This is a genomic window from Haloparvum alkalitolerans, assembly GCF_050122995.1.
Lineage (GTDB): Archaea > Halobacteriota > Halobacteria > Halobacteriales > Haloferacaceae > Haloparvum > Haloparvum alkalitolerans.
This window is the reverse complement of record NZ_JBNLIA010000007.1, coordinates 50,915-77,214: the sequence shown is the minus strand read 5'-3', so window position 1 is coordinate 77,214 and position 26,300 is coordinate 50,915. Positions and strand designations below refer to the sequence as shown.

The following is a 26,300-nucleotide window of genomic DNA, read 5'->3' as shown; positions in this document are numbered from 1 at the left end:
CACGAGGGGGTTACCCCTCATCTCCTCGTAGGGCGAGAACAACACCGCCCGGCCCACCTCGCTCTGGTGGTTGTGTGGCGTCGACAATTGTATCCAATCGCTGCGGGGCGACGGCTTCCCAGATGAGATGATGCTTCGAACAGACCGTCACGAGATTTGAGACTCGATTCGCCTGTTCGTGGTCAAACTGCCCGTCGGGGCCGACAAAGAACTTCCGCGGAACCAAGTGGTGGACAGAGATGTCCTTCCCAACCTGCTCTTGATGATCCGCTTGAGTCATCTCACACCACGGCGTCTGGCACTGGAAGTCATCACGTTCCAATGCTTGCCGCCGTTGCTCCGGCCAATTTGGCCCGTACGGAATCTCTGAACGTTCTTGATAGGACTGTGGTTGTGAGAAGCCAGCTTCGTTGAGTGCCTCTTTCCACCCCCCAAATCGGTGGTCATACGTCCATCTGTGATACTCTCCAATCCGATCCATCTCCCCGCTCGATGGCGGGCGACCGAGCTGCTCCGCAAGGCGGTCAATCTCATCCAACAGATCCTGATCGGTAAGTCGGAATTTCCGATTCGGAGCGTAGCCAGCTTCACGAAGCGCCTCGTTCCAACTCCCGAATTTGTTCTGGCAGACGCGCTGGGAGTATTCTCCGTGCTCGCTCATCTCCTTTGCCGTCGGCGGTTTTCCTAATTTGTATGCGACACGCTGAATGTCGTCGAGAATTATGTCCGCGTCCGTTACGATCTGGTCGCGACGATGGACAGCAGTCACGTGGCCACCCAACTCATGGGAGGTCGCAAACGACTCGCCACAGTAGTCACAGATATGGTCGGTCAAAGCTCGGTCACCTCCCTCCGCGGTTCCTCCGTAATGGGTTATAAACTCTCGACCCCATCCCAAACTCCTGCTTCCAGTAGGGGCCACAACGGAGCGATTCGTCTCGCCAAGGGTACTCTGCATCGGTCATGGCTCGGTGACGGGGAGTGATTTCCCCCGCACCCCTCTCGGGGGCAATAAACACTACCAACCGGAATCGTACTTGAATATCAGACCGGGTCCGTCACCGACCCGAGCGGGTCCGTAGGCAGAGCGGATTACGGTGGGAGGTGACGGTCGTAGATATTCCGGCGATGCCCGACCGCTTCGACAATTAGGACATCCTCGTCCCGATCCCACGTGATGATCGCACGGTAGTCGCCAGCACGAAGCTTGTAGTATGGATACCCGGTGAGCTTTTCGAGACGATGAGAGGTCCAGTCTTTCGCCTCGTCGAGTTTCTTCACCAACCGCTCTTGGGCTTCCGATTCGAGTGCCTCCAGCAAATCAAGTGCTTTCGGTGTCCACTCAACCTCAGTCATCGATGCCCAGCCGATCCTTCACGTCGTCCTGCGACACCGTCTCACCCTGCTCCCGCTGCTTGCGGCTCTCGGACAGATGTTCCAGCGCTTCCTCAGACAGCTGCGTTGGCGGGTTGACAGCGTCCCGGAGCGCGTCGCGGATGAACTCGGATTTGTTCGCGTAGCCACGTTCCTCCCAGACGTCGTCGACCTGTGCCAGCAGCGACTGTGGCACTCGGACGTTGATTTTCTCCATTTCACCGTCGCCCCCGGCGTCGCTGTCAGTGCTCATATGCTGTGATACGCTTGTATCACGTAAGTAGCTTCGGTTGGATACGCGAACTGTGGTTGACGAGGTCCAGACTGCGCTCGAGGGAGAGTCGCCGATGCTCCGAGAGGTTCAGCACGACGGCTTGGCCGTCGACGCGGAAGCCGACGTATTCGACTGTGGCTTGGTGAGACTGAGCGGCCGATGCGACTGGAACCGATTCCGAACTTGCTACAGGTACATTCCCGTTCATTCGTTGCTCGCGGGCGGTTCGGTGACCCCCGCACCCCTCTGAGGGGTTCCACAAACAGGACGGCGTAGCGTTCGGCAACGTACTGTCCACTTGACCTCCTCCCACCCCTGAAGAGATGGGATTCCCGAGCGTTGGGATATTAAGGTTTAGAGTCCACCACCTCGGCCTGCGGTTCGAATCCGCAGGAGAGGTCGTACAGGTAGACTCCGGGCTGGGCCAACCAGCCGGTACTCCTATCCCCAGAGGTGGACTCGGAGTTACTTGCGCTGTCGTTGATGTCGAGACGGATGTTCTCCGCCCCATTTACGTCTGCGTTGAACGCTGCGTCACACTCCTCACAGACGTACAAGCCGCGCTCAACACGCTGCCCATCGTCTTCTTTCCCGCACACAGAACACGTCTTCGATGTCCCACCCTCGTCCACTTCCACGACCTCGATCCCCTCGGCCTTCGCCTTATATTCGAGAATCGAGGTGAAGCGGTCGAACGCCCACCCGTGCAGGTCAAAGTTGCCGTGCTGTCCCCAGTTCTTCGCCTGACCGTTCTCATCCTCACGCACGCTACTCAAATCTCCGACGTTGACTCGGCCAACGCCCTTCTCCACACACCGCTGGACGATGTGCTTGGCGAGGGCGTGGAAGAAATGCCGGCGGCGCTCAGACCACTTCCGGTGCAGCCGTGTCGCCCGCTCGCCACCACTGTCGTCACACTTGGCAATCTCCTTCGGGAAGTAGTAGCCATCCTGTTTCAACTGATTACCCGGGTATAGGTCGGCCTCTTCCATACTGTAGGCGACAGCGGCGAAATTCGAGATACCGAGGTCGATGCCAGCGGTCTCCTCTCCGGGTGCGTCTGGCGTCTCAATATCGTCTTTGCAGACGAGGTGGAGTTCCCAGCGTTCCTTCGCGTTGTCGTAGACGGCACGAACCTGTTGCAGGTTCTCGACCGAGATGCCGGGTCGCGTCTCGTATTCGACGAGGATGTAATCGCGGTCCCGTGGGTGGTCTTTGTGATTCGCGCCTTTGCTGAGGCGGACGCGATTGTGTTTCGGGTCGTGTCGGATGCCCTTCTGCTTCCACGTAACCGTGCTGCGCGGGTGTTTTTCGTGGACGCAGCGGCCTTGGTCGTCGTAGTAGTTGCGTTTGCGGTATCCGGGCGGGTTGTCCCGGTCATCGTCTGAGGAGTACCACGAGTTGAAGGCTTCAGCGAGTTCCTCCAGAACCCGCTGACTGGACTGACTGTGCAGCCCCCGGTACTTGTCGTGATCCTTCAGCTCGCTTTTGAGTTCCTCGTGACCAGGGATCTCCCCGGTGTCTTCCCATTGTTGGCGGGAGTAGTAGTTGGCGACGTTCCAGAGTTTGCTGGCACTCCACCCGTGCCGGTCGAGTGGCTCTGCCACCTGTGAGTGGTTGCGGATTCGCGCTCGGTGGGTGCGGTGGATTTCCAACATCCGTGGAACGTCTCTATAACAGGTTATACTCGTCTGAATTGTAAATATTAATGTTTGTCAACAGTGGGCTCTTTGGGCTTATTATCGGCGGTGAATCCTCGTTCGCTATGTCGGTTTATCCCATCGCAAAAGAGATGGTTATTCCCCTCACACTATCCACATAATTGAGGATGGCTGTACTGGACGATCTCTCGGGGTTCGAGTTCGAGGACGTGATGGAGGACGTGTTCCGCAACCTCGGCTACGAGAACGTCCGCCAGGCCGACCGAACGGCTGACGAGGGTCGCGACGTCATCATGGAGGAGGTCGTCGACGGCACGCGGCGTGTGATCATCGTCGAGTGCAAGCACACGGGGACGGTCGGACGGCCGGTCGTCCAGAAGCTCCACTCGGCGATCGCGACGTTCGACTTCGACGGCCCCAAACGCGGAATGGTCGTCACGACCGGCCGGTTCACGAACCCTGCTCAGGAGTACGCCGACCGCCTCCAGCAGAACGACGACCCCCATCCAATCGAGCTGCTCGACGGCGAGGACCTCCGGGAGATCGCCGACGAGATTGGCCTCGACCTCTACAACGGGCGCATCGAGATACTCTGCGACGAGACACTCCGCCCGTACGACCCGGCCGCCGACGTCAACGCGGCCGTCACGGAGGCGTTCCGCGACATAGAGAACATCGAAGCCGCCGATCTCCCAGAACCACACTCATCGGTGACGTTCCGCCCGGTGGTCGCGGTCACCGCGGACACGAACGCCGTCTTCGAGACGTCGGTAGGCGTCATCCACCGGATCAACGACCGGACCCGATTCGTCGCACACGCTGAACGCGGGCAGCCGCAGGTCGTCGACGAGGATGTCGCGACGCTGGTCACCGAGAACCTCCACGCAACGGTCGATCTCGACGCCGAGCATTTCGCAGCGGTGTTCGACGACGTCGAGGAGCGACGGTTCGGGCAGACCCAAACGGAGTACAAGGACTGGGCCGTCGAGCGCCTCCAGCAGCACCACACGACGACGGTCACCTACACCGGCGACAACAACGTCACGTACAACAAGACCTGCGAGCCGAACCGCTCGGACATCTCCGTCCAGTCGATTGAGCCGGTGTACCTCCCCGAGGTTCGGCACACCACCGACGTCCAGGAGTACACCTACCCCTACGAGTACTACGCGGCAGGCCCGTCGAGAGTGACCGCCGAGGACGGCATCCATCAGTGCGTCCACTGTGACACGAGTGGCGTAACCGAGACGTACACCTACTGTCCGAACTGCGGGGCCATCGCCTGCTCCAGCCACACCAAAACGGAGCGGCTGGAAGGCGAGCCGGTCTGTACGGGGTGTGCGGTGACGGAACGGTTCGCGCTGAAGACGAAGTACTTCTACGACGAGGAGAATCTCGAAGCGTTCCGCGAGGAGTACGCCGCGATGCCGCTTCACGAGAAGGCGATGGAGAACAAGTGGCTGGCCGGGGGAAGCGTTGTCGCGACGCTGCTGGTCGTCGTCGGACTACTCGTCATCGGCGGCATCATCTGAGCGGGCTGAGCGTTCACGCCGGCTCGGCGACGATCTCTTCGAGCGCGTGCTCAAGCGGGCCGTGGAACTGCCAGCTGGCCCGCTCGAAGGCTTCCTCGGTCGGACCATCCCAGCGCGGGAAGGCGGAGTGACCGCTCACCTTGACGGTCCACTCGGAGGGGTCGTCGAACGGGTTTCGGGTCGGAAGTTCGACGACGTAGAGGTACTCTTCGTCGCCGTGAATCCCGTCGGCCGGATTCTCGACACCGTGTCCGAGCAGGAACATCGGCTGGTCGAGGTGCTCCATATTGTCCGGCTCGAGGAGATCCGCTGGCTGCGCTGCGTCGATTGTTCGTTCTGGATCACCATCCAGATACAGGTCGATTGTCGAGAGCTTGTCGAGGAACATGAACGACGCTGCCGTGTACCCCGGTCCTCGCTCGGCGCGGGTCGAGTCGAGAAGTTCCTTCAACTGCGCAAGATCGCGAAGCACACTCTCCGGGTAGCCGTCCGAATGTCGGTACACTTGCGCGACGCGGTCGTTATCGGTTGGTTTGCCGTCCTGGTCCACTCGTTCGACGAATCTGAGTTGACTCCGTGTCGACATCGATCATCGCCGGCACGTGTGCGCCGGCACCCCTCACCGGCGCAAAAACAACTCGCTCCGTTCACTCGGGCGGTGGAAGTGGTTGAATCGGGAGCTGTTCGAGTTGTCTGTGACAACCCGCGCAGACCGTCAGTAAATTCTGCTGTACGTCGGCGTCTTCGAGTTCTTGATCGGAAGCTTCGGCGAACTCTGACCGCGGGATTCGATGATGGACGTGGAGATCCATCCCGTATTCGTCCTGATGCCGTTCGCGAGCCATCCCACACCAAACGCACTGTTCATTGTCCCGGTGGATGACCTCTTCGCGCTTGCTGTGCCAATTCTCGCCGAACCGTTGCGTGGGGCGGAGGGTCTTTCGCAGGAGGTACTCCTCCAGTACTTGTTGATCAGTCGCTCGGAGTGCTGCTTCCCACGATGAGAAGATTCGAAGGATTGGAACAGGCGTACAGGACCCATGTTTCCGAACGTCTGTTGTCGTTGGTGGGCGCCCCAATCGCTTGTAGAGGGTCCGTAGCTCCTTACAGGCTTCCTCCTCGGTGACGGGATTCGGTTGGTTTAGCGAGGCTCCAACCGATTGAAGCGCAGCATTCCACGACCCAAATCTCCGCCTGTAGGGTTCGGGGCTGTATTCCCCATGCTCGATCATATCCCGCTTGCGAGGGGTTCGATCCAATTCATCAATCAGGCGTTCGAGTTCCGTCTGAAGTTCGGATCGGGACAGCGCATCCGGCTGGTTTGGGCCATATCCCGCGGCCTCCAGCGCCTCGTTCCAGCTACCGAACTCCGATAGGTACACCCAGCTACTGAACGTCCCTTCCTCATCCATTTCGGCAGCGGTCGGCGACGAACCAAGTCGGCTTCCGAGACGCCGTAACTCGGCAAGGAGGTCGTCACGGTCTACTTTCCACTGCTTTGTAGGCTGATGATCCGCTTTCCGCAGAGCGTCGTTCCAGCTGCCGAATCGATTCTGATACGTCGTTACGCTGTACTTCCCGTGCTGTTCCATATCTCGCTGGCGCGGTGTCCGATCCAGGTTTTCGGCTAGTCGGTCAAGTTCCTCCAGTAACTCTCGGTCTTCGATATTCGCTGTGCTACTGTGCCTCGGTTCCAGCCCTGCTTCCTCTACTGCGTCGTTCCAGCTCCCGAACCGGTCTTGATATGTTGATCTCGAATAGGAGCTCAATTCGTCTATTTCACGGAGTGAGGGCGGCCGACCGAGTTGATCCGCTATGGATTGTAGTTCCTCAATGAGTTTCTCAGCAGGAATACGACTCGGACTCATGTTCTCACTGGCGGCGTCGCCAATCGCGGACGGGTTCACCCATCTTGGTATATGAAATTCAGGACCCGAACTGGCTCGCCGGCACCCCTCACCGGCGCAGAAACAACATCACGAGTTGGCGATATTCGAACTTCGCTATGCGAGATGCGCCACCTCGTTTGGTTCCTCGACGTCGTCGAATTCGCCGCGCTCGACAGGTTCCCAATCCTCACCTGGCTCCGGACTCCACCAGTCGACCTCGTAGGCGCCCGGTGCGCCGAAGATCTTCACGCGCGCCGACCCATCAGGCAGGTCGCGGCGCAGTTTTTCGTCGACGTGGAGGTTCCAGGTCGTGGTTGAATCGAAGCAGGCGAGCACGGCCTCCTCGTAGCCGCGCGTCTCTCGGGATTCCTGGAGTTCGACCTGGGTGTTGCAGTTCTTGCAGAACACGCCCTCGAACGGGATGTGAGTGAAGACCTCCTGCCCGCAGACGGGACACCAGAGGAACTCGAACAGTGCCTCGCTGTGTCGGTCAAGTACTTCGAGACTCATTGGTTGACTCACCCGGTCGTACCGGGCCAACACCTCGTGCCCGGCCGAAAAACAGCGCCCACCGCTCACTCACTCACCGTTCGGCACCGTAGACGATGCGTGAGGGGGCTTCGTACCCACAGTCGGGGCAGTCGTACCATCGCTGGATTTTCGCCCCGTCTGCTGCCTTCTCGCCGACGCGAACGTCGTTGTTCGGACACTCCGGGCAGCTGAGGTCCGGTGCCGGCCGCTCCCGGAGTTCGTCACGGAACGACGTCGCGTCCTTCGTCTCGTACCCCCGCGACCACACCGGGTAGCCGTCGACGAGGATTGCTCCGCGCCACTTGTACCGGTAGGAATCCGGGGCTCGATGCAGGACGGCTCGCGCACCGGTCTCGGTGTTCCGATACACAAGCGTCGGCGAGCGGCTCTCGCGTCGCCAGTTGGTGATCCTGGGCATTATTCAGAAGTGGACGTCAGCGGGTACGATCCAGAGCTCCTCACTCTCCTCGAGGAGTCGATCCAGCTGTCCACGGTGACGAATGCCGGTTCCGTGTTCGGTGTACAGGAAGATCGTCGGGCCGTCGTACGCACCGACCTTGTGGAAGGCGTGCCGGGCGAGGTCCTCGTCGCGCATGATCTCCTCGTCGGAGAGCTCGTCGATGGCCTCTTTCACCCGGTCGAGATTGCGCTCGAACTCTTCCTTCGTTGCCTCCCAGCCACGCTCGAGCAGGTCTTCGCCGTCGTCAGAGTCGACAGGGGCTGCGGTCGGCAACTCTCCCCATCGCGCCTTCCCCGCAACGGACGTGTCCTCCTCGTCGAAGGTCACAAAATAGTCGAATACTGCGCAGGAATGCGGCTCAGAGCCGACTAACCGATTGAACACCGTTTTCCCCGCAGCCAGTGCTTCGTTTTCTGTCGATGCCTCTACGAGCGCGTAGATGACCATATGCATCTGAATCACTCTAACGCTCGTCGGTACGGTCACCGACGCGCGCCATTCTCTCGCTGGCGCGAATAGACAGATTCCAGAGAGGACGATGATTCAGGGTACCTCAGGCAATAGGTGTCACATTCCGTACCGCTGGGGTGGATTCGTTCAGTACAGAGTGCGGACTCAACAGGTGTCCGTCATGCTTGGTATAACCTCCTCGCTGTCACCTTCTTCTAACACAGCCTTGATGTACACCGGATTCTCGTCCGGGGTAGTATTGCCCTCACCTGCCGAAGTTACGACTATGGAGCTGGGAGCAATCTCTTTCAGGTGTTCATATGCCGGTGAGGGAAAGGCAACATTCGTGTTGTCCAGTGACCTGACGGTCGTCTTTGTCGTTATCAGCAATCCCGAGTTATATGGCTTAGCCGGTATTTCGCCAACGATACAATCCGATTTATTTGAAACAGCAGACTTGAGTATGTCTACGGGGTCCTGCGCCGTGGCTTCTGATTGGGAAACACGAACCGTATCCCCATTAGTTCGGACTGGGTCCATTGTCCGGACTGATTGTGATTCAATAGGGCGGTCCGGTCCTGACTGACGAGTACGTCCAAGACAACCTCCAAGTAAGCATATTGCTGTGATTGAGAGGTTTTGAACGAACGCCCGTCGGTCAGCTGAAACCATATCTAAAGCCCTTGCTCTTGAAGTATAAATAACGGATGACTATCGTGATGAGCCTACGGGGTTTTACAAACCAAAGTATAGGTAATACTGCCAATTCTATCCCCTGAATTGAGCAATACAGACGAAGCGTCTGTCAGTACAGGTTCGCTGCGGAAACAATCGTCCCTATGACCGCTAAGATGATGCTGACCCCAGATAGGACACCTCCCGGGCTACCGACGACCGCCAGATAGATTGCGACAAGCGTCAATTGTATACCCACTAACACAGCAGCAAGATTTAGTTCCTGATCGGTCATAGTGATGTCTATTACTGGAGTTAGTAATCGGTTTTGTTCTATTCGTATAGTATTCGGACGGTTCAGCCATTCTTGGCTGGAATCATCATCCCTGAATCGTTCAGTACGCAAGTACACTGAGTAGCTATCTCAGTATCTGACACTCGAAAATAAATCTCCGTAACCGCTCAGTCCAATAGAGCCGATATTCCTGAATTGGGTCACTTCTCTCCTCTTCGTCAAACGTAACGTATTGACGTCCACCTCGAATCGAGGATCCCCCACGCTGGAAGCAGAGTTCCACGGGAGTGACTTACGGGTTTGTGCGCTGTTCGTTGGGATTTGTCCCGAGCTCAGGGGCGTCTGTGGTCGAACGCCACTCGTGATTGTCCCACTGGAACCGCACGGGCCGCGCCATCGGCCTGACTTGCTGCTCGGTGTTCCGCCGGAGGAACGTCTTTGCGGCTGTGAGATCGGCGTGTCCCTCGAACCCGCAGGGGCAGGTCAGGGTCTCTCGATGCCGAACTGTCTCGGCTTGCTCCCCGCACTCCGGACACGTCTGGCTCGTCCATGCCTCACTCTTCTCCACTACCTCGATCCCATACTCCTCACAGACGGACCGCAGCTGATCGACGAACTGCTTGAACGCCCAAAAGTTCTCCAGCTTCTCGTTGATTTCAGGGGATGGTTGGATTTCGATGACGCCGGTGAGGTCGCCGATGTGCACCGTTGCGATCCCCTCGTCGTGCAATCGTTCAACGAGGTCACGGATGAGGGCCTTCTGGGCATGGGTCCGCCGGCGGGAGCGTTTGCGGTAGAGCCGGCGGATTCGCTGGCTCGTGTCCCGCTCTGGCGGCAGCTTGGACGACAGGCGCGCGATCTCTTCGGTCGTCGATCGGAACTGCTCGAACAGCTCCTCACCGTCGTAGAGGTACTGTTCCCCTGTCGTGGTCGTACAGGCAACGAGATTGTTGGCACCTAAATCGAGGGCGGCTTCTTCCGAAGCCAGTGGTGAATCCAGTTCCGAGTCGTCGACTGAGACTGGTTGATATGCTCGATAGGTGCCTTCAACCTCGTCGTATTGAATTTCCAGTCGCCCCTGTTCGCCGGACCACTTCGGATCGCCACGCACCTCCAGCCGGAGCCGTTCGTAGTACCCCAATCCATACTTCTCTTTGAGATCCTGGCCGACCGGAATTTCGACCCGGGAGTAGTCGCCCCACTCGATCTCGTACGAATCGTTCCGAACGAACAGCCGGAGATCTCGCCCGTCCTCTTGATTCCCCCAGTAGCCCGGTGGGGACGCGTCTTCACCGCTTTCCAATAGCGCGAAAAACGACTTCCAGGCGGCGTTGTTCTTTCGTGTCACCGTCTGGACGCCGGCAGCGCCGAGTTGGCCTTTGTACTGTCCGCGAAACTCATTAGCCTCCCAGATGTTCTCGTCATCGAAGAACCGCTGGCGGCGGGCATAGGTCAGCTCGTTCCAGAAGCTCGCCGTCGCGTCCATGACGTCTTGTAGGAGGGCCTCATCCGACTCCGAGCGGGGACGCACCTCGAAAGTATTGATCCGTTTCATCGCTTGCTTATTTCCTGCTGGTCGGGTCGCTCTCATCGGCGCGGAATGTAGCCGAACCGTTCGATCTCGGCGGCCTGTTCTCGGAGAAGCCCGACGAGGACTTGCTCTGGAACGCCTGCCTGTGCTTGTTCGACCAACAGACTCTGAAGTCCCTCACGGTCGTCCTCGACGGCTTTGAGATCGTTATCGCCCATCGATGCGCTCCCGGGTATCCCCGGTTTCGTATTTGAATGTTGGCGACGCCGTCTGGCTCTGAGAGTTACGGTGACTTCGTTCGAAGACGGCGCCGGCGTGTGGGTCCGCGCCGACCAAGCGGTCGAACACCGACTTTCCGGTGGCCAGCGCGTCGTCGTGCGTCGATGCCTCTACCAGTGCGTAAATCACCATATGCATCTCGAACACCTCGAAACGCCGACGCACCGGGAATCGTTGCTCGCTCCAGCTGCGCCGGCACCCATCGCCGGCGCGGAATAAACAACTCTGGCCTCACTCGATCACAGGATATTGTTCGCCCACTCGACGGTGATCGCTACGGTATCGGGTGTGAAAGCTACGATGGTCATTTTACCGTTGATTGAACTGGAAACACTCTTGAGATGTATTCACGCACAAAACACGATGTGCCGTTTCAGAGGGCTACGCTAATTCCGAGCGACGGAATCGGAAATTCGCGATCTTACTGGTCGAGGAGACACTTTGAAAGCGTCACGATTCGGTTAGCAGCTGTCGAAGGACGTAGTGTAGGATGCCGCCGTGTTCGATGTATCGCACCCCGGCAGGTGTGCCCACCTGGGCCGTCACCGGGAACTCAACCGACGACCCGTCCGACCGCTCCGCAGTCACCGTCAACTCGGCCATCGGCTCCAACTCGTCGTCCAACCCGTAGATCGTGTAGACCTCTGACCCGTCCAATCCAAGCGCCTCCCAGGAGTCACCGTCCTGGAACTGCAACGGCAACACACCCATTCCGACGAGATTGTCCCGATAGATGCGCTCGTAGCTTTCCGCGATGGTCGCACGAACACCGAGAAGGTCGGTCCCCTTCGCCGCCCAGTCACGGCTCGACCCAGTCCCGAACTCCTCGCCCGCCATCACGACGAGTGGAGTTCCCTCCTCGCGGTACCGCTGGCTGGCCTCGAACACGGTCGTCTGCTCACCAGTCGGATGGTGGATGGTGTACCCGCCCTCGACGTCGTCGAGCATCTGATTCTCGATGCGGACGTTGGCGAACGTGCCTCGCATCATCACCTCGTGGTTACCCCGGCGGGCACCGTACGTGTTGAACTCGTGGGGCTCGACACCGTGGTCCATCAGCCACTGGCCGGCCGGCTGATCCGTCCCGAACGGCCCGGCAGGACTGATGTGGTCAGTCGTAACCGTGTCACCCAGCGTTAGCAGACACCGTGCATCCTCGACGTTAGAGACGCTGGGTTTCTCCAGCGGGAAATCTTTGAAGAACGGCGGCTCCCGGATGTATGTCGAGTCCTCGTCCCACTCGTAGACCTCGCCCGTCGGGGCCTCCAGCGCGTCCCATCGCTCGTCGCCTTCGAACACTTCGGCGTACTTCTCCTCGAACATCGACGGGTCGACGAAGTCGTGGACGGCTTCGTGGATCTCGTCGCTGTCTGGCCAGAGGTCCGCCAGATAGACCGGGTTGCCGTCCTCGTCGTACCCCAGCGGGTCCTGCTCCAGATCGATGTCCATCCGCCCAGCGAGCCCGTACGCCACCACCAGCGGCGGGCTGGCGAGGTAGTTCGCGCGCACTTTTGGATGGATGCGCGCCTCGAAGTTCCGATTCCCGGAGAGTACGCTCGTCGTCCAGAGGTCGTGTTCGTCGATAGCGGTCTCGATCGGCTCCGGGAGCGGCCCTGCGTTCCCGATGCAGGTCGTACAGCCGTAGCCCACGACGTTGTAACCCAGGTCTTCGAGGTATGGCAACAGCCCCGATGCTTCGAGGTACTGGGTGACGACGCGGCTGCCGGGCGCGAGGCTTGTCTTAACGTAGTCCGGGACGTCGAGGCCACGCTCGACGGCGTTTTTCGCCAGGAGCCCGGCTGCCAGCATCACGGAGGGATTCGACGTGTTGGTACAGCTGGTGATGGCGCTAACGACGACGCTCCCGTGCCCGATTTCGACGTCGTTGCCGTCGATATTCACGGAGGCGCGCTTCGTGAGAGGGTCGAGGTCGGGGCGGTCTCGACCGGTGTCCACGACCGCCTTGCCGCCGTCGGTCTGCCCCATCGATTGGTCGCTCTCACCGAGCCACCGGGCCAGCGCCTCCTCGTCAGCGTCGTCGAGTTCGTCCTCGAACTCGCCGTGGAGTAATTCCCGGAAGTGGGTTCGCATGTCACCCATCTCGACGCGGGACTGGGGTTTCTTGGGGCCGGCGAGACTCGGCGTCACGGTCGAGAGGTCCAGTTCGACCGTCTCGGTGTACTCGGGGTTCTGCTCACCGAACAGCCCCTGGGCGTCCAGATACTTTCGGACGAGCTCGATGTGGTCCTCGTCGCGGCCCGTCAGTTCGAGGTAGTCCAAGGTGGCCTCGTCGACGGGGAACATGCTGATGGTCGAGCCCTGCTCGGGCGCCATATTCGCGATTGTCGCCCGATCAGGAACAGTCAGCGTCTCCACGGCGGGCCCATAGAACTCAACGAATCGATCGACAACACCGACATCCCGCAGCAGTTCGGTGACGTGCAGTACGAGGTCAGTCGCCGTCGCACCCTCGGGGAGTTCACCTGTGAGTTTCACGCCGACAACCTCGGGGAGGTTCATCGTGATGGGCTGGCCGAGCATCGCGGCTTCGGCTTCAATACCGCCGACGCCCCAGCCGACGACGCCGATGCCACCAATCATCGGCGTGTGGCTGTCGGTCCCGACGAGGGTGTCTGGGAACAGCCAGTTCTCGCCGTTCTGCTCGCGTTCGTGGACGACTTGCCCGAGATACTCCAGATTCACCTGGTGGACGATACCCGTCCCTGGCGGCACGACACTGAAGTCGTCGAAGGCGTTTTGCGCCCACTTCAGCGCCCGGTACCGTTCGCTGTTGCGCTCGTATTCGAGTTCGACGTTCTTCTCGTAGGCGTCCTCGTTGCCGAAGTAGTCCACTTGGACGCTGTGGTCGATGACCAGGTCGATGGGGACTTCGGGTTCGACGAGGGTTGGGTCGCGGTCCTTGCGTTCGACGGCCGATCGGAGTGCCGCGAGGTCTACAACGGCGGGGACGCCGGTGAGGTCCTGGAGGATAACCCGGGACGGCTGGAACGGGATGTCGGCGTCGGGAACGTCCGGTTGCCAGCCAGCGAGGGCCCGGATGTCGTCCTCGGTAATGTCCTCCCCGTCGGCGTTACGGAGGACGGATTCAAGCATAACACGGATACTGACCGGGAGTTTGTCAAGTTCACAGAGGCCTTCCTCTTCGAGGACGGTGAGGTCGGCCATTTTGTAGGTCGTTCCATCGGCTTCGAACTCGCGGATCGCATTGAAAGGGTTCATTATTGTGGAAGATTTCAAACGGAGTAACCTTATTCTTGTTCCCGTTCTCGGGAGACGGGATTCGAGCAGTTCGACGTGTTCGTTGGACCTGCCCGAAGGGGTTCAGAGAGCTCGTTGCTCTCGTGTTCGACGAGTGACACAGTTCTGCATAAGGTGGCACTGTCTTTCTCGCTAGTCTTCATGGGTTCATACACCCATTTCTTGGCCAGTCTTACCGTCCATGCGTTCAGGCGCGATTCGCGACAACCGCATCGCGTTCCCGGTGACACCGAGGCTCATCCCCATATCACCGACAACGACCGCCAACGCAACGCTGACCAGACCCAGCGGCACGCCCAGCGCCAGCAGGAGCTTTACGCCGAGGCTCGCCCAGATGTTCTGCCGGATCACGCCGTTGGCCGTACGCGACAGGTCGTACAGGTACGGGAGCTTCCCGACATCGTCGCCCATCAGCGCGATGTCCGCAGTCTCGAGCGCGGTGTCGGTGCCGGCCGCGCCCATCGCGATGCCGACCTCTGCCGTGGCGAGCGCCGGCGCGTCGTTGATCCCGTCACCGACCATTGCGACCTCCCCATACTCCGCCTGCAGTTCCTCGACTGCATCGACCTTCTCGTCGGGCAGGAGTTCGGCACGGTATTCGTCGACGTCGACCTGCTCGGCGATGGCGCGGGCGGTGCCCTCGTTGTCGCCGGTGAGCATCACCACGCGCTCGACGCCCAGCTCGTGCAGGCGTTCGACGGCCCGCTTCGAGGCCGGGCGCACCTCGTCGGCGATGGCGATGGCACCCAGCAACTCCGATTCCGTTCCGACGATGACGACCGTCTTGCCCTCCCGCTCCAGTGCGGCGAGCGCGTCCTCGGCGAACGCCCCGTCGTCGACCTCGGCCGCCTCTTCCGCCATAACGCCGCCGTCCGTCTCGCGGCGTGCCCGAGCGAGGTCGAAGCCCAGTTCCTCGAAGAGCGCGGGTTTGCCCGCATAGTACGTCTCGCCGTCGATCTCGCCGCGGATGCCCTTCCCGGTGAGGCTCTCGAAACCCGTCGGGTCGGGCAGGTTACCCACGCCCGTCTCCTCAGCGCGGGTGAGAATCGCCGCAGCGATGGGATGCTCACTGCGACGCTCCAGTCCGGCGGCGCGACGGAGCAGATCGTCCTCCGTGGTGTCACCGACTGGAACGACGTCGGTGACGGCGAGTTCGCCCTTGGTGAGCGTCCCGGTCTTGTCGACGGCGACGGCGTCGACCTCGCCCATCGCTTCCAGGTAGTTTCCGCCCTTGATCAGGACGCCGTTCTTCGCGGCGCTAGTGATGCCCGACACCACCGAGACGGGTGTGGAGATGACGAACGCACACGGGCAGGCGATTACCAGCAGGGTGAGCCCACGGATGAACCACGTCTGCCAGTCGCCCGCGAAGCTGAACCCATATCCGGCTAGGTCAACTGAGATGGGGTCGGCGATAACCAGCGGCGGGATAGCGGCGGTCAGGATTGCCAGCACGACGACGAGGGGTGTGTAGTAGCCGGAGAAGCGGTCGACGAACTGCTCAGACTCGGTCTTCTTCGCCTGTGCGCCCTGTACCATCTCGATGATGCGCGAGAGTGTCGAATCGCCAGCGGTCGAGGTGACCTCTACCTCAAGGTACCCCTCCTCGTTGATCGCGCCGGCGTAGACCTCGTCGCCGGCGGTCTTGTCGACGGGGACGCTCTCGCCCGTGATCGGCGACTGGTCGACTGCACTCTCGCCTTCGATGACCGTCCCGTCGAGCGGAATCTTGTCGCCGGGGCGGACGACGACGGTCTCACCGACGTCGACCTCCTCGGCGGGAACGGTCACTTCCTCACCATCGCGAAGGACGGTCGCCTCATCGGGCGACAGCTCCATCAACTCGCGCAGGGAGTCCCGTGCCCTGTCCATCGCGTAGTCCTCGAGCAGCTCGGCGATGCTGAACAGGACGGCCAGCGTGGCGGCCTCGACGAAGTAGCCGATACCGGTCGCCGCGATGATCGCCGTTCCCATCAGCAGGTCGATGTCCAGGCTTCGGTTCTTCGCAGAGTAGTACCCGCTACGGACGACTGGGATGCCACTAGCCGCGACGGCGCCGAGGAACAGGACATCTGCGATGTGGAGCGGGTACTCGAGGACGCTCGCCACCGTGACGTTCTGTCCGGTGAGGAGGAACTCGAAGAGGAGGCCGAGCGTGACGAACGCCGCGCCGAGCCACGTCTTCTTCGCGCGAAGACTCGTCCAGACCTCCGATGGTGGCGCGATGTCGACGCCATCGGTCACCTGGTTGTCCTCATCATCGCCCTCGGTGTCCGAGCCCCCGACGACCTCGTAGCCGGCACCTTCAATCGCCTTGATTACGTCGGCTTCGCTAGTCCGATCAGGATCGTACGTGACGTTGGCCGTGCCGGTGGTCGTCTGGAGCGTGGCGTCAGTAATGCCGTCGACACGCTGGAGGCTCTTGTCCACCTTTTGGGCGCAAGAGGGACAGTCCATCTCGGGGACAACGAGGCGGGCGGTCAGCTCACGTCGCTGCCCGCCTCCGTTCGTTCCTCCTGCTGCGTCCGGATTCTCTGTCATCACGTCACGGTAGGAGCGGGAGTTCGATATGTCTTTGTTGGAATATTCCAACTACGGTCCTCAGTGGGATGCCAGGCGTTCTTCCGCTACCCGCTCGCCGGCGACATGTTGCTTCGCCAAATGTTCTTCCGCCCGACGGAGTCGGTAGGTGAGTGTTGACCGTGGCACGTCGAGATGCTCGGCGAGCTCGCCGACATCGACCTCGCGGGGTGATTCGTAGTAGCCGTGTTCGACGGCGGCCTGGAGAGCAGCCTCTTGGGCTGGAGGCAATCCACTCGGTGTTCCGTCGCTTCCCATAGCTGATGTTGTGTCCGCTGTGCGGAGCATCTCCATCTGGGCGCACTCCCCGACGGCGACTTTGAGAGCGTCGAAGAACGCCGCCACGTCGCCCTCACCGGAGTGGATGAGTCGCCACGTGTAGTGGCGGCCCTCGTGACGAGTCTCGAACAGTACGCCGTCGCCGAGGTGGTCGCGAGCGATGTGGGGGACTGAGGCGCAGGTCGGAGTGCGCTCCCAATCTGAGTAGAGGATGAGCGCGTCGTCCGTGCGGTCGAGGATGCGGGTGGTCTGTGTGGCGTTGCAGTCCTCGGTGGCGAGACAGTCAGCGTAGTAGTCGCCGTTGAGAAAGGCGTCCTCGATGGCGTTGAGCGCCTCAGGCGTACCGGTGGCATGGTCGACCCGCCAGAGACGCTCGGCAGTGGCGTGCAGCGAGAGCGAGCGAACGCGAGCGTCGGGGTGGTCGGCGAGGGCGTCCGCCACCCTGTTACAGCCGGGCTCGTATTCGAGAGCGAAGACGAGTTCGCGCATACCCAGTCTAAGGCCTGCTACGACATAACCCATGGCCTGTAGCGTTGTCGACCAGTAGACCTCAGATTACGTCGTCAGGGTCGTGGACTTCCTGCATTCGCTGTGCTTCGGCCGCGTATTGCTCTTGGAGGTCGGGGTCATCGACCATGCCAAGATTGCCGGGTTCAGCATCGACTGCTGCTGTCGTGTCTCGGACGTCGGTGAAGGATGTGAGTGCGCGTTCCTTCCGATAGTACTGTTCTCCATCGGGTGTTGCGTAGGTGAGGATGATCAGGTTCTGCTCGTCATCAGAGTACGTCCGTTCGACAAGCCAAACACGAACGTCATCTTCAGACTGATTTGACATACTTAGACGTCCCTCGAAACCCACTAAGGGATTGGTGTTACGGCTTGCCGAAACTCGCTGTCTCTAAGGGTGATTCTCCGGTCGGGATGAGCAGCTCCTGTCGGTCTCCGACTCGCTCGGCCAGCTTCCGTTTCAGGTACTGTCTCGCCGTCGACGGCGTGAAGACGCCCTTGTCGAGCATATCGCCGACGACGTCTTTGAGGGCCGCGAACTGTCCCTGGAGGTGGCCGTCGCCGACCGGCTCGCCGTCGTACCAACGCACTGTCGCGAGCGCGCCGTTCCCGACTGTTTCTCCCTCCTCGACCGTCTCTGAGTCGTACTGGAGGCCGAACCACAGCGTCCGATAGGCGGTCACCTCGAACGTCGTCGACACCACGAAGAACGCCTCGTGGTGGAGATAGTCGAGGTGGTCAGCAACGATCTCGTCGAGGGTGAGCCCGGTGGCGCGGGGCTTCGGTTCGACGACCGTCGACGGTCGATCCTCGCCGGTGAGGTAGCCGTCGACCGCATCTGCCTCGAGGCCATCGGCCAGTTCCGCCAGCAGCTGTTTCGCCCACTTGGAGTCGGTGTCGTCGCCACCGAACGGCGACTCAGCCGAGATTCGGCGCTTGAGCTTCAGGTTCGCTGCGCCCCAATGGCTGTAGTGGAGCGTGTACTGTTCGTCTGTGCGTTCGTACGCAACGAGTGCGCGGTGGCCCATCGAGCAATCACCTCACGGGGCGACCGCGACTGGATCGCCCCGCACCCCTCCCGGGGGACGAACAACGCTACTCGTCGATCGGGTCGGGGGAACTGAGGTCCGCGTGGAGGACTTCGCCATCGCGAACGACGTACCGCTTTGCCAGCACGGGGAAGCGGCACTTCGTGAACCCCGCTGTCTGGATATCGAGTTCCTCGTCAGCTTCGAGGTGGTCGGCGAGTTCTCGCAGGAATTCGTGGGTCACGATCCCGCCTTCGTAGTCCGGGAGGCCGTTCTCCCGCGCCTCGTACACCTCGAAGTCGTCGTACCCCCAGATGGTGAGCTCTCCGTCTTCGGTCACCTCCCAGTCGAGCGTCCCGAAGCAGTAGTTCTCACAGAGTTCGCGGACTGCCTGCGGATCCGATACGATCGCGCCGGTTGACGTCGTCGCAGCTTGTAGTGTCGCCATGTCTGGACTCGCGGGAAGCCCCGCACCCCTCTTGGGGGGCGATAAACCGACACTGGAAGTGCCCCTGGCCTCGACGGCGATGACGATCAGTCGTCTGTTGGGGCGTCTGGTCCGCTCCCGTCCTCTGGTCGCGTGAGTAGACTCACTTCTTCCAGGAGGTCTCTTGCAGTCTCGACTCGCTCTCGATCCGTGTCGTCCAACTGGTCGACGTCGAGCCGGCTGAGATTGCTGAGCACACAATGCATCCGGTAGCCTTGTTCGACTTGCTGATTCATCGGAAGTGCCTCACCACTCGCCGGCGCAGAAAGACTCCTTACGAGACTGTCGTCGGCGCATCAGCGTCGCCACCAGTGTTCGTCGCGACGCGTTGCCGCCAGGAGGTCACTCTCACACCGGTCGTCCAGCATCGTGTCCGGGATGTGGGATGCCTCGCCGGTCGGCCGTAGTTCCGCAAAGTCAGAATATCGGTCGTACATCGGTTGGCTCATACCTTCTGTCGGTATCGCATTTCAACGTCCGGACGCCTTCGCTCGCATCTCGCTCTTGATTATGTGAGGCAGTACAAACATATATGAGAGTACGGCGCGAACACTGTCCCAAGAGGTGCCAACCATGACCGAATCCTCGCGAGATGGGGTCCAATCGTGGACTGAGTCGATGAGCGCCCGCGACCGTATTCGGGCGGTCGCCGAGTCACTTCGCGAACCCCGCTCAGTTAACTGGATCAGCGAGCAGGCCGACGCCGCCTGGAGCACGACCAACGAGGAACTTCAGGATCTCGTCGACCAGGGCCAGTTGCGTCGCGTCGAGGCCGGCGAGACCACGCGCTACCAGCCGGACTACACGCGACTGCTCTTCGAGGAGATCCGCACGCTCATCGAGGAAAACACCCGCGAGGAGCTGCGGAGCGAATTGGCCGCGATTACCGAGGAGATCGAGGAGTGGCAGGCGACCTACGACGTCGAGACGTGGGAGGAGCTCGAACAGTCGCTCGCCGACGGCGACCTCGCAAGTGCGGAGCTCCGTGAGCGCCGCGACGTCATCGCGTTCTGGCGTGAGAACGAGGAGGATCGCCGCCTCATCAAGCACGCACTGGAACTCTACTCCGACGTCGAAGCCGCCCGCGAGCAGATGACTGACGTGGCTGACCGCGCCACGAGCTAATCCTCCTCTCTCACAGAATGATCTTTCTTGCCGGTCGCGACCGCTATACACAGCGGACCCTCCTCCGCGACGTTCACGACCGATTGACGAACCAGCCAGGGTGTGAAGAGGTCCGCTATCGCCCGTCTCGACGCCGACCCCGGTACGTCATCGCGGATGTCGATCCGACGACGTTCCTGAGTGACTCTTACGACGCGGCGACAGCACGACTGGAGATTCGTTTCTGGTACCCCGCCGGCGTCGACCACGAATACTACCGCATAAACTGGATCGAACCGGACCGAAATCTGATGCTCGGATTCCACCAAGACGCCGACCATCCGAACCTTGGGCCCTGTCATATCCAGCTCAATCACGAAGACACGCCGGTTGATCGGCATGAGGCGACGTTTCTCGATGCCCATCCGCTCGCCATCCTCGATGACCGACTACAGCAGTTCCCGCCCGCGCTAGATGCGATTCACTGGAAGAATGGAGCGCCCTCGCTCCCTACCTGGCCCGTCTAGACAGCGAGTTCATCGAGCGTTTGGTGATGCGTCCGTGTCGTGGTCGGCGTGACGTTTCCGGACTCGGCGATGTCACGTTGCGTCACCCACTACCCCTGTTCCCGCCCAATTTGTGGAGGCAAGCCGCTGCGAACCCTGCCGAATGAACGCCCGCCGTGACTGACGTCGGACTTGAGGGTACTCACCGTATTAACCAACAGAAGTCATCTCTATCGGAGACTGTTGGTTAATCTACGAGATTCCTCCTGCCCTATTTGGGAGCAGGCCCGTAGCGACCTGTGCCACACACCTGGCACTCCCAGATTGGTTGGCCCGTCCAAGTCTCGTCAGGGAGCGACTCGCGTGTCCTGAACCGATGTTCTGTTTCTCTCGTACAGTGCTGGCACTCGAGGGCTGTCACGGTCGGAATTTCGGCTCCGGCACTGCTGGATTCCGTTTCGTGGGGTACTGTTTCAACAGCGATTGCTGGGACGATCCACAGCTGATCGCTGTCGTCGAGCGTGTGCTCGAGGGACGACTCATCACGAATTCCCTGGCCACGCTCGTCATAGACGCGTGGAATCTCCGTCTGAGAACGATCGCTCCTCTCGTTCCACGCTTTCCGCTCACGGGCCGCTGTTAGTAACGCGTCGCCAGCCGCTGTGGTCACCTCAGTAGCAGCGGGGAGCGTAGGCCAGCGCTCGGTTAACTGGGGTGCGGGCTCGTCGTCGAGATCGTAGATGAGCGTACAGTCGTCAATGGGCTCGTCGTGACCTGACGTGAGAAGTGTCGCTGCAGCTGTCCCTTTCGCGACAGCACCATAGAACGTCCCGGATTCGACGAGGAAGTGGATCACGCCACGGAGTGATTGCTCGGAACTCGCAGCATCCGACGCTGAGGCGGCGTCGAGTTCGTGTTCGAGACAGAACCGGCATTTTCGTTGCGACGCCGGGATCGATGCGCCACAGGAGACACAGGCTCGGTCTGTGTCGGTTGTTCCATCCGGATACCCACCCGAATGCGCGGCTTCACGCTGGCGGGTTGGCTGGCCGTCCGCTGGCTGATCCAGTGCTGGGTCCGGCACCAGAGCGCCTTCCCCGACAGGTTGGAACGCGTCTCGGTCTGAGTTGTGGTCAGTCATCGATTCGGTCCGCGTTTCCCCCGGTTTGGTATTTAAACTCAAGGGTGAGAAAACGCGGGAACGGATTCGGCGACGACGAAATAAATCTGATCGCCTGAGACGGAGTCAGTCTCGGAGCTCGGCGACCGCTCGACCAACCTCGCGAACGTGCTCACTCCCCTCGATATCGAGCTCTGTCGACAGATACTCGACAGTCTCTTCCAGATCCATACTCCTTGGTAGACTCTCTGCCTGTATGTAGGTGCTCCTCTACTGGAGGCGTCTCAGATCGCTTGGAGTTCGTCCCGCCGGCTTCGGAGCGTCACGACTGACACTTCTGCTGCCGACGCGACGGTGGATTGGGTAATCAACGCGCCCTGTTCTTGGGCGGCCAGATAGACACAGGCGGCCGCGACGCCCGATGGCTGACAGCCGTTCGTGAGGGCTGTCCCTTCGGCGTGTTCTGCGAGTTCGTTCGCGCGGCGGCGAATGTCGTGGTCTAACCCCAACTCCGAGATCAGCCGCGGAACGAACGACGTCGGGCGCATTGGTGGTGCCGGGAGCTCTAATTCGCGATTCAGTGTTCGGTAGGCGTTGGTCACACGAGTGGACTCGACTCGGGCGGCGTCGACGACATCCTCGAGGAGAAGCGGGTGTTGGTTACATCGGCCGGTACCGTAGATACTCGCTGCACCGATGGCTTCGATGGATCTGCCACGAAGCAGATCCTCGCTCTGAGCCCTCCGGAAGAGCTGGCACGCCTGGTCACGAATCGACTCGGAGAGTTCGAGCGCACTCGCCAGCCGGCGCACCTCGCCCAACCCGTGTGCGAGATTCCGTTCCGCTTTGGACCGCCAGCGACCACGGGTCTGCTCACGTCGCATCCGGGCCAGCCGCCGACGTTTCTGCCCTGAGAGTTCGTTCCCGTGCGCATCAGTTCCGTGGCCGATCTCGGTCGAGAGGCCTCGATCGTGACGGGCCGCAGTCAGGGGTGCGCCTGTTCGCTCGCGTTTGTCCTCATCGTACGATCGCCACTCTGGCCCGTGATCGATACGTTGTTCATCGATAACGAGCCCACAGTCCTCGCAGACCGTTTCCTTCACGTTGGTAGTGACGTGTCCGTCGCACTCGGGACATCGGTTTGCGCTTGACTCCGTTTGGACGTCTTCGTCGAAGCCGGTTTCGTAGATGTCTCTCGTTGCCATCGTTCTCACCGTATTCAGGAACTCGCTGTCACCGGGAGCCCCTCACCTATCACTGGGGGATAAAAAAACGAAATCCGATGAGACTGCCGTAGACTCAGATGTCTAACTGAGATCCGGGTGATCTGAACGCTCAAAGTAACGCTGAGCGGGTCGCGCTGTCCCCCGTCGGAGCCCATCGCGTAGTTCTTGAGCTTCTTTAATATGGACCATCCGCCGGGCTTTCCCGAATCTAGTTCGGAACTGGATTGCTTTTCCGTACTTTGCTTTGTATGACCCAGCAGAGTGATTATAAGTTGGCGGCGAGCTCGGGATACCCGGGATATCATGAAGTTCGCCCCCGTTACGTGCCAGCACTTGGTCTAACTCTTCTGCATTAACTTCCCGTGCAGCACCATATATTGGAATAGTGCCGTACTTTGAACGCTCGTCAATGCCTCCGCCTCGGCGATTATATTCAAGATTGCCATTCATCAGGCTGGAGAATGTCTGAACACCGTGATCAGTTAGATACATTCCGTAATATCCCGACCGCGGGAGAATGACCGGAAGATGCTCTTGACGTGCCAGATTGACGACTTCCGTAACGAAGCTCTCGAGTGCTTTTTCATTCCCTTTGTCCCATACCCGATCTAGATTTGAGATGGTGAGGGCCACGCCGGCGTAGGATGCGCTCTGTATTTCTGATTTAATGGCTTGTTTGATCCGCTGGGCGTTGCCATTATCACTTGGCTCGAAAACCCCCTGATCGATGTAGAAGTGGAGATATGCCGTTACTGACCCACTTGAGGGTTCATTCCATTTTGTTTCAGCCAGCTGTCTCATATAGCTATTAAGTCCCAGTGTGCGGCTGATGACGTCTTTCCCGGTCGATTTCATCACTGGGGGTACAGGTGGAATGAGGGCAGTATTAGGTGCGTTCCCTGCGTCCTGAGCGAGCGTCTCGAAGTACTCTGTAAACCCTGAATCCGCTCGCTTGTCCCGCCAGGCTTCGTGGACTTTGCCACTATTTTGGGACTGATATTTCATCGGGACAGCGAGGTCCTTGCTCTTCAGCAAGGCTTTCATTTGAGCTTCTATGAACGGCTGGAAAAAGCGGGGCAGTTTCTCAATCGCGTCTTTGTAGTTGCCATCCCGTAGTTCACTGTAGAAATCGCGTGAACGAGCTTGATCGCCGCGGAACGCGTAAGTAACCAAATTCTGAGGGCGAGTATAACGGAATAGTTCAACAGGTTCGTAATAGAAGAACGGGTGCTCGGTTACTAGTTCTCGAATGTCCTCTCGAACCTGTTTGAAGCGTGGCTTTGATCGGATGTCTTGCCACCTGTGTCCCGCTACCATCACTGGACTGTGGGACTCCAGAGCGTCATGTGCGAAAAGTAATGATTGCAGCCCCTCTGGACCGCTTACTTCTGGGGTGTAGAACGGTGCTTCAATCCCTGTGACTTCACTGATCCGGACCTCATCGAGGCCTTGTTCGTTCTTTTGAATGAATTTAACATCTTGCATTATTCTTCAGCCTCCTCAGCAAATTCTTGCATCTTTTGGAAGACTTCATCAAGTGACGACATCGGAAAGATGACCGCTCCTTCTGTGGTTTCGCCTTCCATCAACGAGAAGCGCTTCTCTGTCAAGTGGAAGTACAAGTCGTCATTCTTCCCTTTTGCCAGCTGAATATCCAAAATAGTGTCCCCGTCCTCAATCCGTTTTTTCCCAAACGAATGTAGGGGTTTTCCGTTTGGATAGTAGAAGTAGGTCTGCTTGTCACGCTTTTGCCGGTACACTTCACGGAGCTGTCGCAACCGAGTCAGATGTTTATCAACAGTATTGCGCGCGAGCCCAGTAACCTCCATAATCTCGCTCACCGTGATCCCGTCCTCGCCAAATTTTCGGACTGCACGCCGAACTTTGTCCTGTGCTAACGTGTCACTTTCATCATCGCCGAATCCCTCTATGGTTGGGTCATCGTCCGATAAATCCTCAAGTGGGTCCTGCAATTCCGAACCAAGCTCCAACGCCGATATTTCTCCATCCTCATCATCACGACGGTCTTTTTCAGACATTGGACCACACCATATCACACGGTTTCGTGCAACCTCTATAAAAAGGTTTGGCAAAAGAGCGACGAATTTCAGATCACGACCGCGGTATCTGACCCCTAGTTTTATTATCCGCCAGTAACGATTGGCCAGTAACCTGTCGGTCCTCCCGACTTGGTACATGCCGCCACGAAAGACGCGCTCGACCTGCGATGGTGTTGGCGCACGGCGCAGGTCGATGCATCGCCCCGATGACCAGCCAGCGAAGCCACCGGGGATTAGGCTCCCCGAGGTGCTGGGGTCACCCGGACTAGACTAATATCTGTCTGGCCGGGTGTTAAGCGTTGCTCCGCTCCTCCGTGTGGCGTCCCACCTACATGAGTGAGGATTCCAACCCCGGCGAAAGCCGGAACGACGACGGTAACGCTCCCCGAAACAACAAGCAGTACGTGGTCTTCGTTGACGGGACGAAGGCCAAATTCGAGGATTCGACCGTGGAAGCCCGCGATTTGATCGCGGTCGTCTTCCCCGATGATGCTGACGCGTACGACCTCGTGGCGCTACGCGGCGAAGGCGGCCCGGAAGAAGCAGTGTTCGCACCCGGCGACACGGTCACCCTTGACGAACAACACCGCAAGCACTTCGATACGAAGGGCGACGGACGGAACTACGTATAAGATATGGCGACGGACGACTCTGCTACTGGGAGCGCCGACACGGTTCCTACCAGTCGGACCTATTCCCAGCACGATGAGCTTCTACGCGACCGTTCAGATCGGTTCCAGAACGGATTTGAGGCGCTTCAGGCCCACCCAGAAGTAACTCCGAAGTTGGTGACGGTCACCGATGACGATGACCCAGGCGGGGGTAACTTTGTATTCATTAGCTTGGGCATTGTCAACGTTGGTCGATTTGCCAACTACAACCACGATAGGGCCGAGGTGTTCATCCGAGTACCCGACACGTTCCCGGCGGGTCAAAAGTACGGATTCGCCACTGATCCAGTTCTACGCATCGATGGTCAGCTCCCGACTAACACACAGACCGATCGAGATCACGCGGAACCACTTTGTCGTACTCTCGATGTCGATCAGGTTCTGTATTGGAGTCGACGGTGGGACTATATGGATATCAACGAGCAGGGGAGTCCCGACCAGATGCAGGCCGCAGTTCCGTGGATGAAGCAAGTGCTGCGTACGCCAGTGGAGGGGCAGTAAC

The 26,300-nt window shown here is 59.7% G+C and carries 29 protein-coding genes and 3 pseudogenes; 5 read left to right on the top strand and 27 right to left on the bottom strand.

Annotated elements, in window-relative coordinates; translation table 11 throughout:
- Positions 1-10: 10 nt before the first annotated feature.
- The 5 genes and pseudogenes from ACQE3L_RS09115 to ACQE3L_RS09095 all read right to left on the bottom strand — a co-directional run bounded on the left by ACQE3L_RS09115 (position 11) and on the right by ACQE3L_RS09095 (position 3,306).
- On the bottom strand, positions 11-835 hold the full coding sequence (locus tag ACQE3L_RS09115) for a homing endonuclease associated repeat-containing protein (RefSeq protein WP_426963455.1): 825 nt from the start codon (positions 833-835) through the stop codon (positions 11-13).
- A gap of 257 nt (positions 836-1,092) precedes the next feature.
- Entirely contained in the window at positions 1,093-1,356 is a 264-nt protein-coding gene (locus ACQE3L_RS09110) for a type II toxin-antitoxin system RelE family toxin (protein WP_426963454.1), read from the bottom strand.
- Positions 1,349-1,627, bottom strand: a complete 279-nt coding sequence (locus ACQE3L_RS09105) for a ribbon-helix-helix domain-containing protein (RefSeq protein WP_426963453.1) — start codon at positions 1,625-1,627, stop codon at positions 1,349-1,351. The genes ACQE3L_RS09110 and ACQE3L_RS09105 overlap by 8 nt, the downstream gene beginning before the upstream one ends.
- Positions 1,628-1,676: 49 nt before the next feature.
- A pseudogene (locus ACQE3L_RS09100) lies at positions 1,677-1,856 on the bottom strand (DUF6166 domain-containing protein); the annotation flags it as partial.
- 139 nt (positions 1,857-1,995) lie between these two features.
- Complete coding sequence (locus ACQE3L_RS09095) at positions 1,996-3,306, bottom strand: RNA-guided endonuclease InsQ/TnpB family protein (RefSeq protein WP_426963452.1); 1,311 nt, start codon at positions 3,304-3,306, stop codon at positions 1,996-1,998.
- Between the two features lie 170 nt (positions 3,307-3,476).
- Between ACQE3L_RS09095 and ACQE3L_RS09090 the strand changes: the two genes are divergently transcribed.
- On the top strand, positions 3,477-4,841 hold the full coding sequence (locus tag ACQE3L_RS09090; protein WP_426963451.1) for a restriction endonuclease: 1,365 nt from the start codon (positions 3,477-3,479) through the stop codon (positions 4,839-4,841).
- 13 nt (positions 4,842-4,854) lie between these two features.
- Here ACQE3L_RS09090 and ACQE3L_RS09085 read toward each other — a convergent pair whose 3' ends face one another.
- The 18 genes and pseudogenes from ACQE3L_RS09085 to ACQE3L_RS15455 all read right to left on the bottom strand — a co-directional run.
- Positions 4,855-5,427, bottom strand: coding sequence for a hypothetical protein (locus ACQE3L_RS09085; RefSeq protein ID WP_136361157.1), 573 nt, complete (start codon positions 5,425-5,427; stop codon positions 4,855-4,857).
- 61 nt (positions 5,428-5,488) lie between these two features.
- A complete protein-coding gene (locus ACQE3L_RS09080; RefSeq protein WP_179908203.1) occupies positions 5,489-6,709 on the bottom strand; it encodes a homing endonuclease associated repeat-containing protein in 1,221 nt (406 codons plus the stop codon).
- Between the two features lie 135 nt (positions 6,710-6,844).
- Positions 6,845-7,240 (bottom strand): DUF7567 family protein, encoded by a 396-nt coding sequence (locus ACQE3L_RS09075; protein WP_179908204.1) that lies wholly within the window; start codon positions 7,238-7,240, stop codon positions 6,845-6,847.
- A 73-nt stretch (positions 7,241-7,313) separates the two neighbouring features.
- Positions 7,314-7,679 (bottom strand): DUF7568 family protein, encoded by a 366-nt coding sequence (locus tag ACQE3L_RS09070; protein ID WP_179908205.1) that lies wholly within the window; start codon positions 7,677-7,679, stop codon positions 7,314-7,316.
- Positions 7,680-7,682: 3 nt separating this feature from the next.
- Entirely contained in the window at positions 7,683-8,174 is a 492-nt protein-coding gene (locus ACQE3L_RS09065; protein ID WP_426963490.1) for a DUF7995 family protein, read from the bottom strand.
- A 162-nt stretch (positions 8,175-8,336) separates the two neighbouring features.
- On the bottom strand, positions 8,337-8,711 hold the full coding sequence (locus ACQE3L_RS09060) for a hypothetical protein (protein ID WP_426963450.1): 375 nt from the start codon (positions 8,709-8,711) through the stop codon (positions 8,337-8,339).
- Between the two features lie 265 nt (positions 8,712-8,976).
- A complete protein-coding gene (locus ACQE3L_RS09055; protein WP_426963449.1) occupies positions 8,977-9,141 on the bottom strand; it encodes a hypothetical protein in 165 nt (54 codons plus the stop codon).
- A gap of 292 nt (positions 9,142-9,433) precedes the next feature.
- On the bottom strand, positions 9,434-10,696 hold the full coding sequence (locus ACQE3L_RS09050; RefSeq protein WP_426963448.1) for an RNA-guided endonuclease InsQ/TnpB family protein: 1,263 nt from the start codon (positions 10,694-10,696) through the stop codon (positions 9,434-9,436).
- A 32-nt stretch (positions 10,697-10,728) separates the two neighbouring features.
- The gene (locus ACQE3L_RS09045) at positions 10,729-10,890 is read right to left on the bottom strand and encodes a hypothetical protein (protein WP_006825403.1); all 162 of its coding nucleotides are present in this window, start codon (positions 10,888-10,890) and stop codon (positions 10,729-10,731) included.
- 79 nt (positions 10,891-10,969) lie between these two features.
- Positions 10,970-11,089 (bottom strand): annotated as a pseudogene (locus tag ACQE3L_RS15460) (DUF7995 family protein); the annotation flags it as partial.
- A 312-nt stretch (positions 11,090-11,401) separates the two neighbouring features.
- Positions 11,402-14,191: an aconitate hydratase AcnA gene (acnA, locus tag ACQE3L_RS09035; protein ID WP_379739819.1), complete on the bottom strand. Its 2,790-nt coding sequence runs from the start codon at positions 14,189-14,191 to the stop codon at positions 11,402-11,404.
- A gap of 186 nt (positions 14,192-14,377) precedes the next feature.
- A complete protein-coding gene (locus ACQE3L_RS09030) occupies positions 14,378-16,771 on the bottom strand; it encodes a heavy metal translocating P-type ATPase (protein WP_426963447.1) in 2,394 nt (797 codons plus the stop codon).
- A 60-nt stretch (positions 16,772-16,831) separates the two neighbouring features.
- Positions 16,832-17,578 carry a helix-turn-helix domain-containing protein gene (locus ACQE3L_RS09025; RefSeq protein ID WP_426963446.1) on the bottom strand — a complete coding sequence of 249 codons (747 nt, stop codon included), beginning with the start codon at positions 17,576-17,578 and terminating at the stop codon, positions 16,832-16,834.
- A gap of 61 nt (positions 17,579-17,639) precedes the next feature.
- Positions 17,640-17,924: a DUF7967 family protein gene (locus ACQE3L_RS09020; protein WP_006183450.1), complete on the bottom strand. Its 285-nt coding sequence runs from the start codon at positions 17,922-17,924 to the stop codon at positions 17,640-17,642.
- A gap of 37 nt (positions 17,925-17,961) precedes the next feature.
- Positions 17,962-18,624 (bottom strand): DUF6735 family protein, encoded by a 663-nt coding sequence (locus tag ACQE3L_RS09015; protein ID WP_426963444.1) that lies wholly within the window; start codon positions 18,622-18,624, stop codon positions 17,962-17,964.
- A 67-nt stretch (positions 18,625-18,691) separates the two neighbouring features.
- A complete protein-coding gene (locus ACQE3L_RS09010; RefSeq protein WP_426963443.1) occupies positions 18,692-19,072 on the bottom strand; it encodes a hypothetical protein in 381 nt (126 codons plus the stop codon).
- Positions 19,073-19,158: 86 nt separating this feature from the next.
- Positions 19,159-19,347, bottom strand: a complete 189-nt coding sequence (locus tag ACQE3L_RS09005) for a DUF8012 family protein (protein ID WP_426963442.1) — start codon at positions 19,345-19,347, stop codon at positions 19,159-19,161.
- A 50-nt stretch (positions 19,348-19,397) separates the two neighbouring features.
- Positions 19,398-19,548, bottom strand: a pseudogene (locus ACQE3L_RS15455) (biosurfactant protein 1); the annotation flags it as partial.
- Positions 19,549-19,684: 136 nt separating this feature from the next.
- On the opposite strand from ACQE3L_RS15455, the gene ACQE3L_RS09000 reads away from it, so the two are divergent.
- A complete protein-coding gene (locus ACQE3L_RS09000) occupies positions 19,685-20,236 on the top strand; it encodes a DUF7342 family protein (protein ID WP_426963441.1) in 552 nt (183 codons plus the stop codon).
- Positions 20,237-20,253: 17 nt separating this feature from the next.
- Positions 20,254-20,742, top strand: coding sequence for a hypothetical protein (locus tag ACQE3L_RS08995; RefSeq protein ID WP_426963440.1), 489 nt, complete (start codon positions 20,254-20,256; stop codon positions 20,740-20,742).
- Between the two features lie 250 nt (positions 20,743-20,992).
- On the opposite strand, the gene ACQE3L_RS08990 is transcribed toward ACQE3L_RS08995, so the two are convergent.
- The 4 genes from ACQE3L_RS08990 to ACQE3L_RS08975 all read right to left on the bottom strand — a co-directional run bounded on the left by ACQE3L_RS08990 (position 20,993) and on the right by ACQE3L_RS08975 (position 25,106).
- Positions 20,993-21,862, bottom strand: coding sequence for a biosurfactant protein 1 (locus ACQE3L_RS08990; protein WP_426963439.1), 870 nt, complete (start codon positions 21,860-21,862; stop codon positions 20,993-20,995).
- 263 nt (positions 21,863-22,125) lie between these two features.
- Positions 22,126-23,046, bottom strand: a complete 921-nt coding sequence (locus ACQE3L_RS08985; protein WP_426963438.1) for a transcription initiation factor IIB — start codon at positions 23,044-23,046, stop codon at positions 22,126-22,128.
- Between the two features lie 102 nt (positions 23,047-23,148).
- Entirely contained in the window at positions 23,149-24,552 is a 1,404-nt protein-coding gene (locus ACQE3L_RS08980; protein ID WP_426963437.1) for a hypothetical protein, read from the bottom strand.
- Complete coding sequence (locus ACQE3L_RS08975; RefSeq protein ID WP_426963436.1) at positions 24,552-25,106, bottom strand: winged helix-turn-helix domain-containing protein; 555 nt, start codon at positions 25,104-25,106, stop codon at positions 24,552-24,554. Before ACQE3L_RS08975 ends, ACQE3L_RS08980 begins: the two co-directional genes overlap by 1 nt.
- Before the next feature lie 353 nt (positions 25,107-25,459).
- Between ACQE3L_RS08975 and ACQE3L_RS08970 the strand changes: the two genes are divergently transcribed.
- Positions 25,460-25,759: a multiubiquitin domain-containing protein gene (locus ACQE3L_RS08970; RefSeq protein WP_426963435.1), complete on the top strand. Its 300-nt coding sequence runs from the start codon at positions 25,460-25,462 to the stop codon at positions 25,757-25,759.
- Between the two features lie 3 nt (positions 25,760-25,762).
- Positions 25,763-26,299 carry a hypothetical protein gene (locus ACQE3L_RS08965; RefSeq protein ID WP_426963434.1) on the top strand — a complete coding sequence of 179 codons (537 nt, stop codon included), beginning with the start codon at positions 25,763-25,765 and terminating at the stop codon, positions 26,297-26,299.
- The last annotated feature ends 1 nt before the right edge of the window (position 26,300 follow it).

Coding starts and splice junctions, on each gene's coding strand:
- ACQE3L_RS09070 (WP_179908205.1), bottom strand. CDS start 7,679: ATGCCCAGGATCACCAACTGGCGACGCGAGAGCCGCTCGCCGACGCTT.
- ACQE3L_RS08985 (WP_426963438.1), bottom strand. CDS start 23,046: ATGGCAACGAGAGACATCTACGAAACCGGCTTCGACGAAGACGTCCAA.
- ACQE3L_RS09105 (WP_426963453.1), bottom strand. CDS start 1,627: ATGAGCACTGACAGCGACGCCGGGGGCGACGGTGAAATGGAGAAAATC.
- ACQE3L_RS09065 (WP_426963490.1), bottom strand. CDS start 8,174: ATGCATATGGTCATCTACGCGCTCGTAGAGGCATCGACAGAAAACGAA.
- ACQE3L_RS08980 (WP_426963437.1), bottom strand. CDS start 24,552: ATGCAAGATGTTAAATTCATTCAAAAGAACGAACAAGGCCTCGATGAG.
- ACQE3L_RS09005 (WP_426963442.1), bottom strand. CDS start 19,347: ATGAATCAGCAAGTCGAACAAGGCTACCGGATGCATTGTGTGCTCAGC.
- ACQE3L_RS09075 (WP_179908204.1), bottom strand. CDS start 7,240: ATGAGTCTCGAAGTACTTGACCGACACAGCGAGGCACTGTTCGAGTTC.
- ACQE3L_RS09025 (WP_426963446.1), bottom strand. CDS start 17,578: ATGCGCGAACTCGTCTTCGCTCTCGAATACGAGCCCGGCTGTAACAGG.
- ACQE3L_RS08975 (WP_426963436.1), bottom strand. CDS start 25,106: ATGTCTGAAAAAGACCGTCGTGATGATGAGGATGGAGAAATATCGGCG.
- ACQE3L_RS09085 (WP_136361157.1), bottom strand. CDS start 5,427: ATGTCGACACGGAGTCAACTCAGATTCGTCGAACGAGTGGACCAGGAC.
- ACQE3L_RS09090 (WP_426963451.1), top strand. CDS start 3,477: ATGGCTGTACTGGACGATCTCTCGGGGTTCGAGTTCGAGGACGTGATG.
- ACQE3L_RS08970 (WP_426963435.1), top strand. CDS start 25,460: ATGAGTGAGGATTCCAACCCCGGCGAAAGCCGGAACGACGACGGTAAC.
- ACQE3L_RS09020 (WP_006183450.1), bottom strand. CDS start 17,924: ATGTCAAATCAGTCTGAAGATGACGTTCGTGTTTGGCTTGTCGAACGG.
- ACQE3L_RS09080 (WP_179908203.1), bottom strand. CDS start 6,709: ATGAGTCCGAGTCGTATTCCTGCTGAGAAACTCATTGAGGAACTACAA.
- ACQE3L_RS09055 (WP_426963449.1), bottom strand. CDS start 9,141: ATGACCGATCAGGAACTAAATCTTGCTGCTGTGTTAGTGGGTATACAA.
- ACQE3L_RS09050 (WP_426963448.1), bottom strand. CDS start 10,696: ATGAAACGGATCAATACTTTCGAGGTGCGTCCCCGCTCGGAGTCGGAT.
- ACQE3L_RS09095 (WP_426963452.1), bottom strand. CDS start 3,306: ATGTTGGAAATCCACCGCACCCACCGAGCGCGAATCCGCAACCACTCA.
- ACQE3L_RS09010 (WP_426963443.1), bottom strand. CDS start 19,072: ATGGCGACACTACAAGCTGCGACGACGTCAACCGGCGCGATCGTATCG.
- acnA (WP_379739819.1), bottom strand. CDS start 14,191: ATGAACCCTTTCAATGCGATCCGCGAGTTCGAAGCCGATGGAACGACC.
- ACQE3L_RS08965 (WP_426963434.1), top strand. CDS start 25,763: ATGGCGACGGACGACTCTGCTACTGGGAGCGCCGACACGGTTCCTACC.
- ACQE3L_RS08990 (WP_426963439.1), bottom strand. CDS start 21,862: ATGACTGACCACAACTCAGACCGAGACGCGTTCCAACCTGTCGGGGAA.
- ACQE3L_RS09015 (WP_426963444.1), bottom strand. CDS start 18,624: ATGGGCCACCGCGCACTCGTTGCGTACGAACGCACAGACGAACAGTAC.
- ACQE3L_RS09030 (WP_426963447.1), bottom strand. CDS start 16,771: ATGACAGAGAATCCGGACGCAGCAGGAGGAACGAACGGAGGCGGGCAG.
- ACQE3L_RS08995 (WP_426963440.1), top strand. CDS start 20,254: ATGATCTTTCTTGCCGGTCGCGACCGCTATACACAGCGGACCCTCCTC.
- ACQE3L_RS09110 (WP_426963454.1), bottom strand. CDS start 1,356: ATGACTGAGGTTGAGTGGACACCGAAAGCACTTGATTTGCTGGAGGCA.
- ACQE3L_RS09060 (WP_426963450.1), bottom strand. CDS start 8,711: ATGGACCCAGTCCGAACTAATGGGGATACGGTTCGTGTTTCCCAATCA.
- ACQE3L_RS09000 (WP_426963441.1), top strand. CDS start 19,685: ATGACCGAATCCTCGCGAGATGGGGTCCAATCGTGGACTGAGTCGATG.
- ACQE3L_RS09045 (WP_006825403.1), bottom strand. CDS start 10,890: ATGGGCGATAACGATCTCAAAGCCGTCGAGGACGACCGTGAGGGACTT.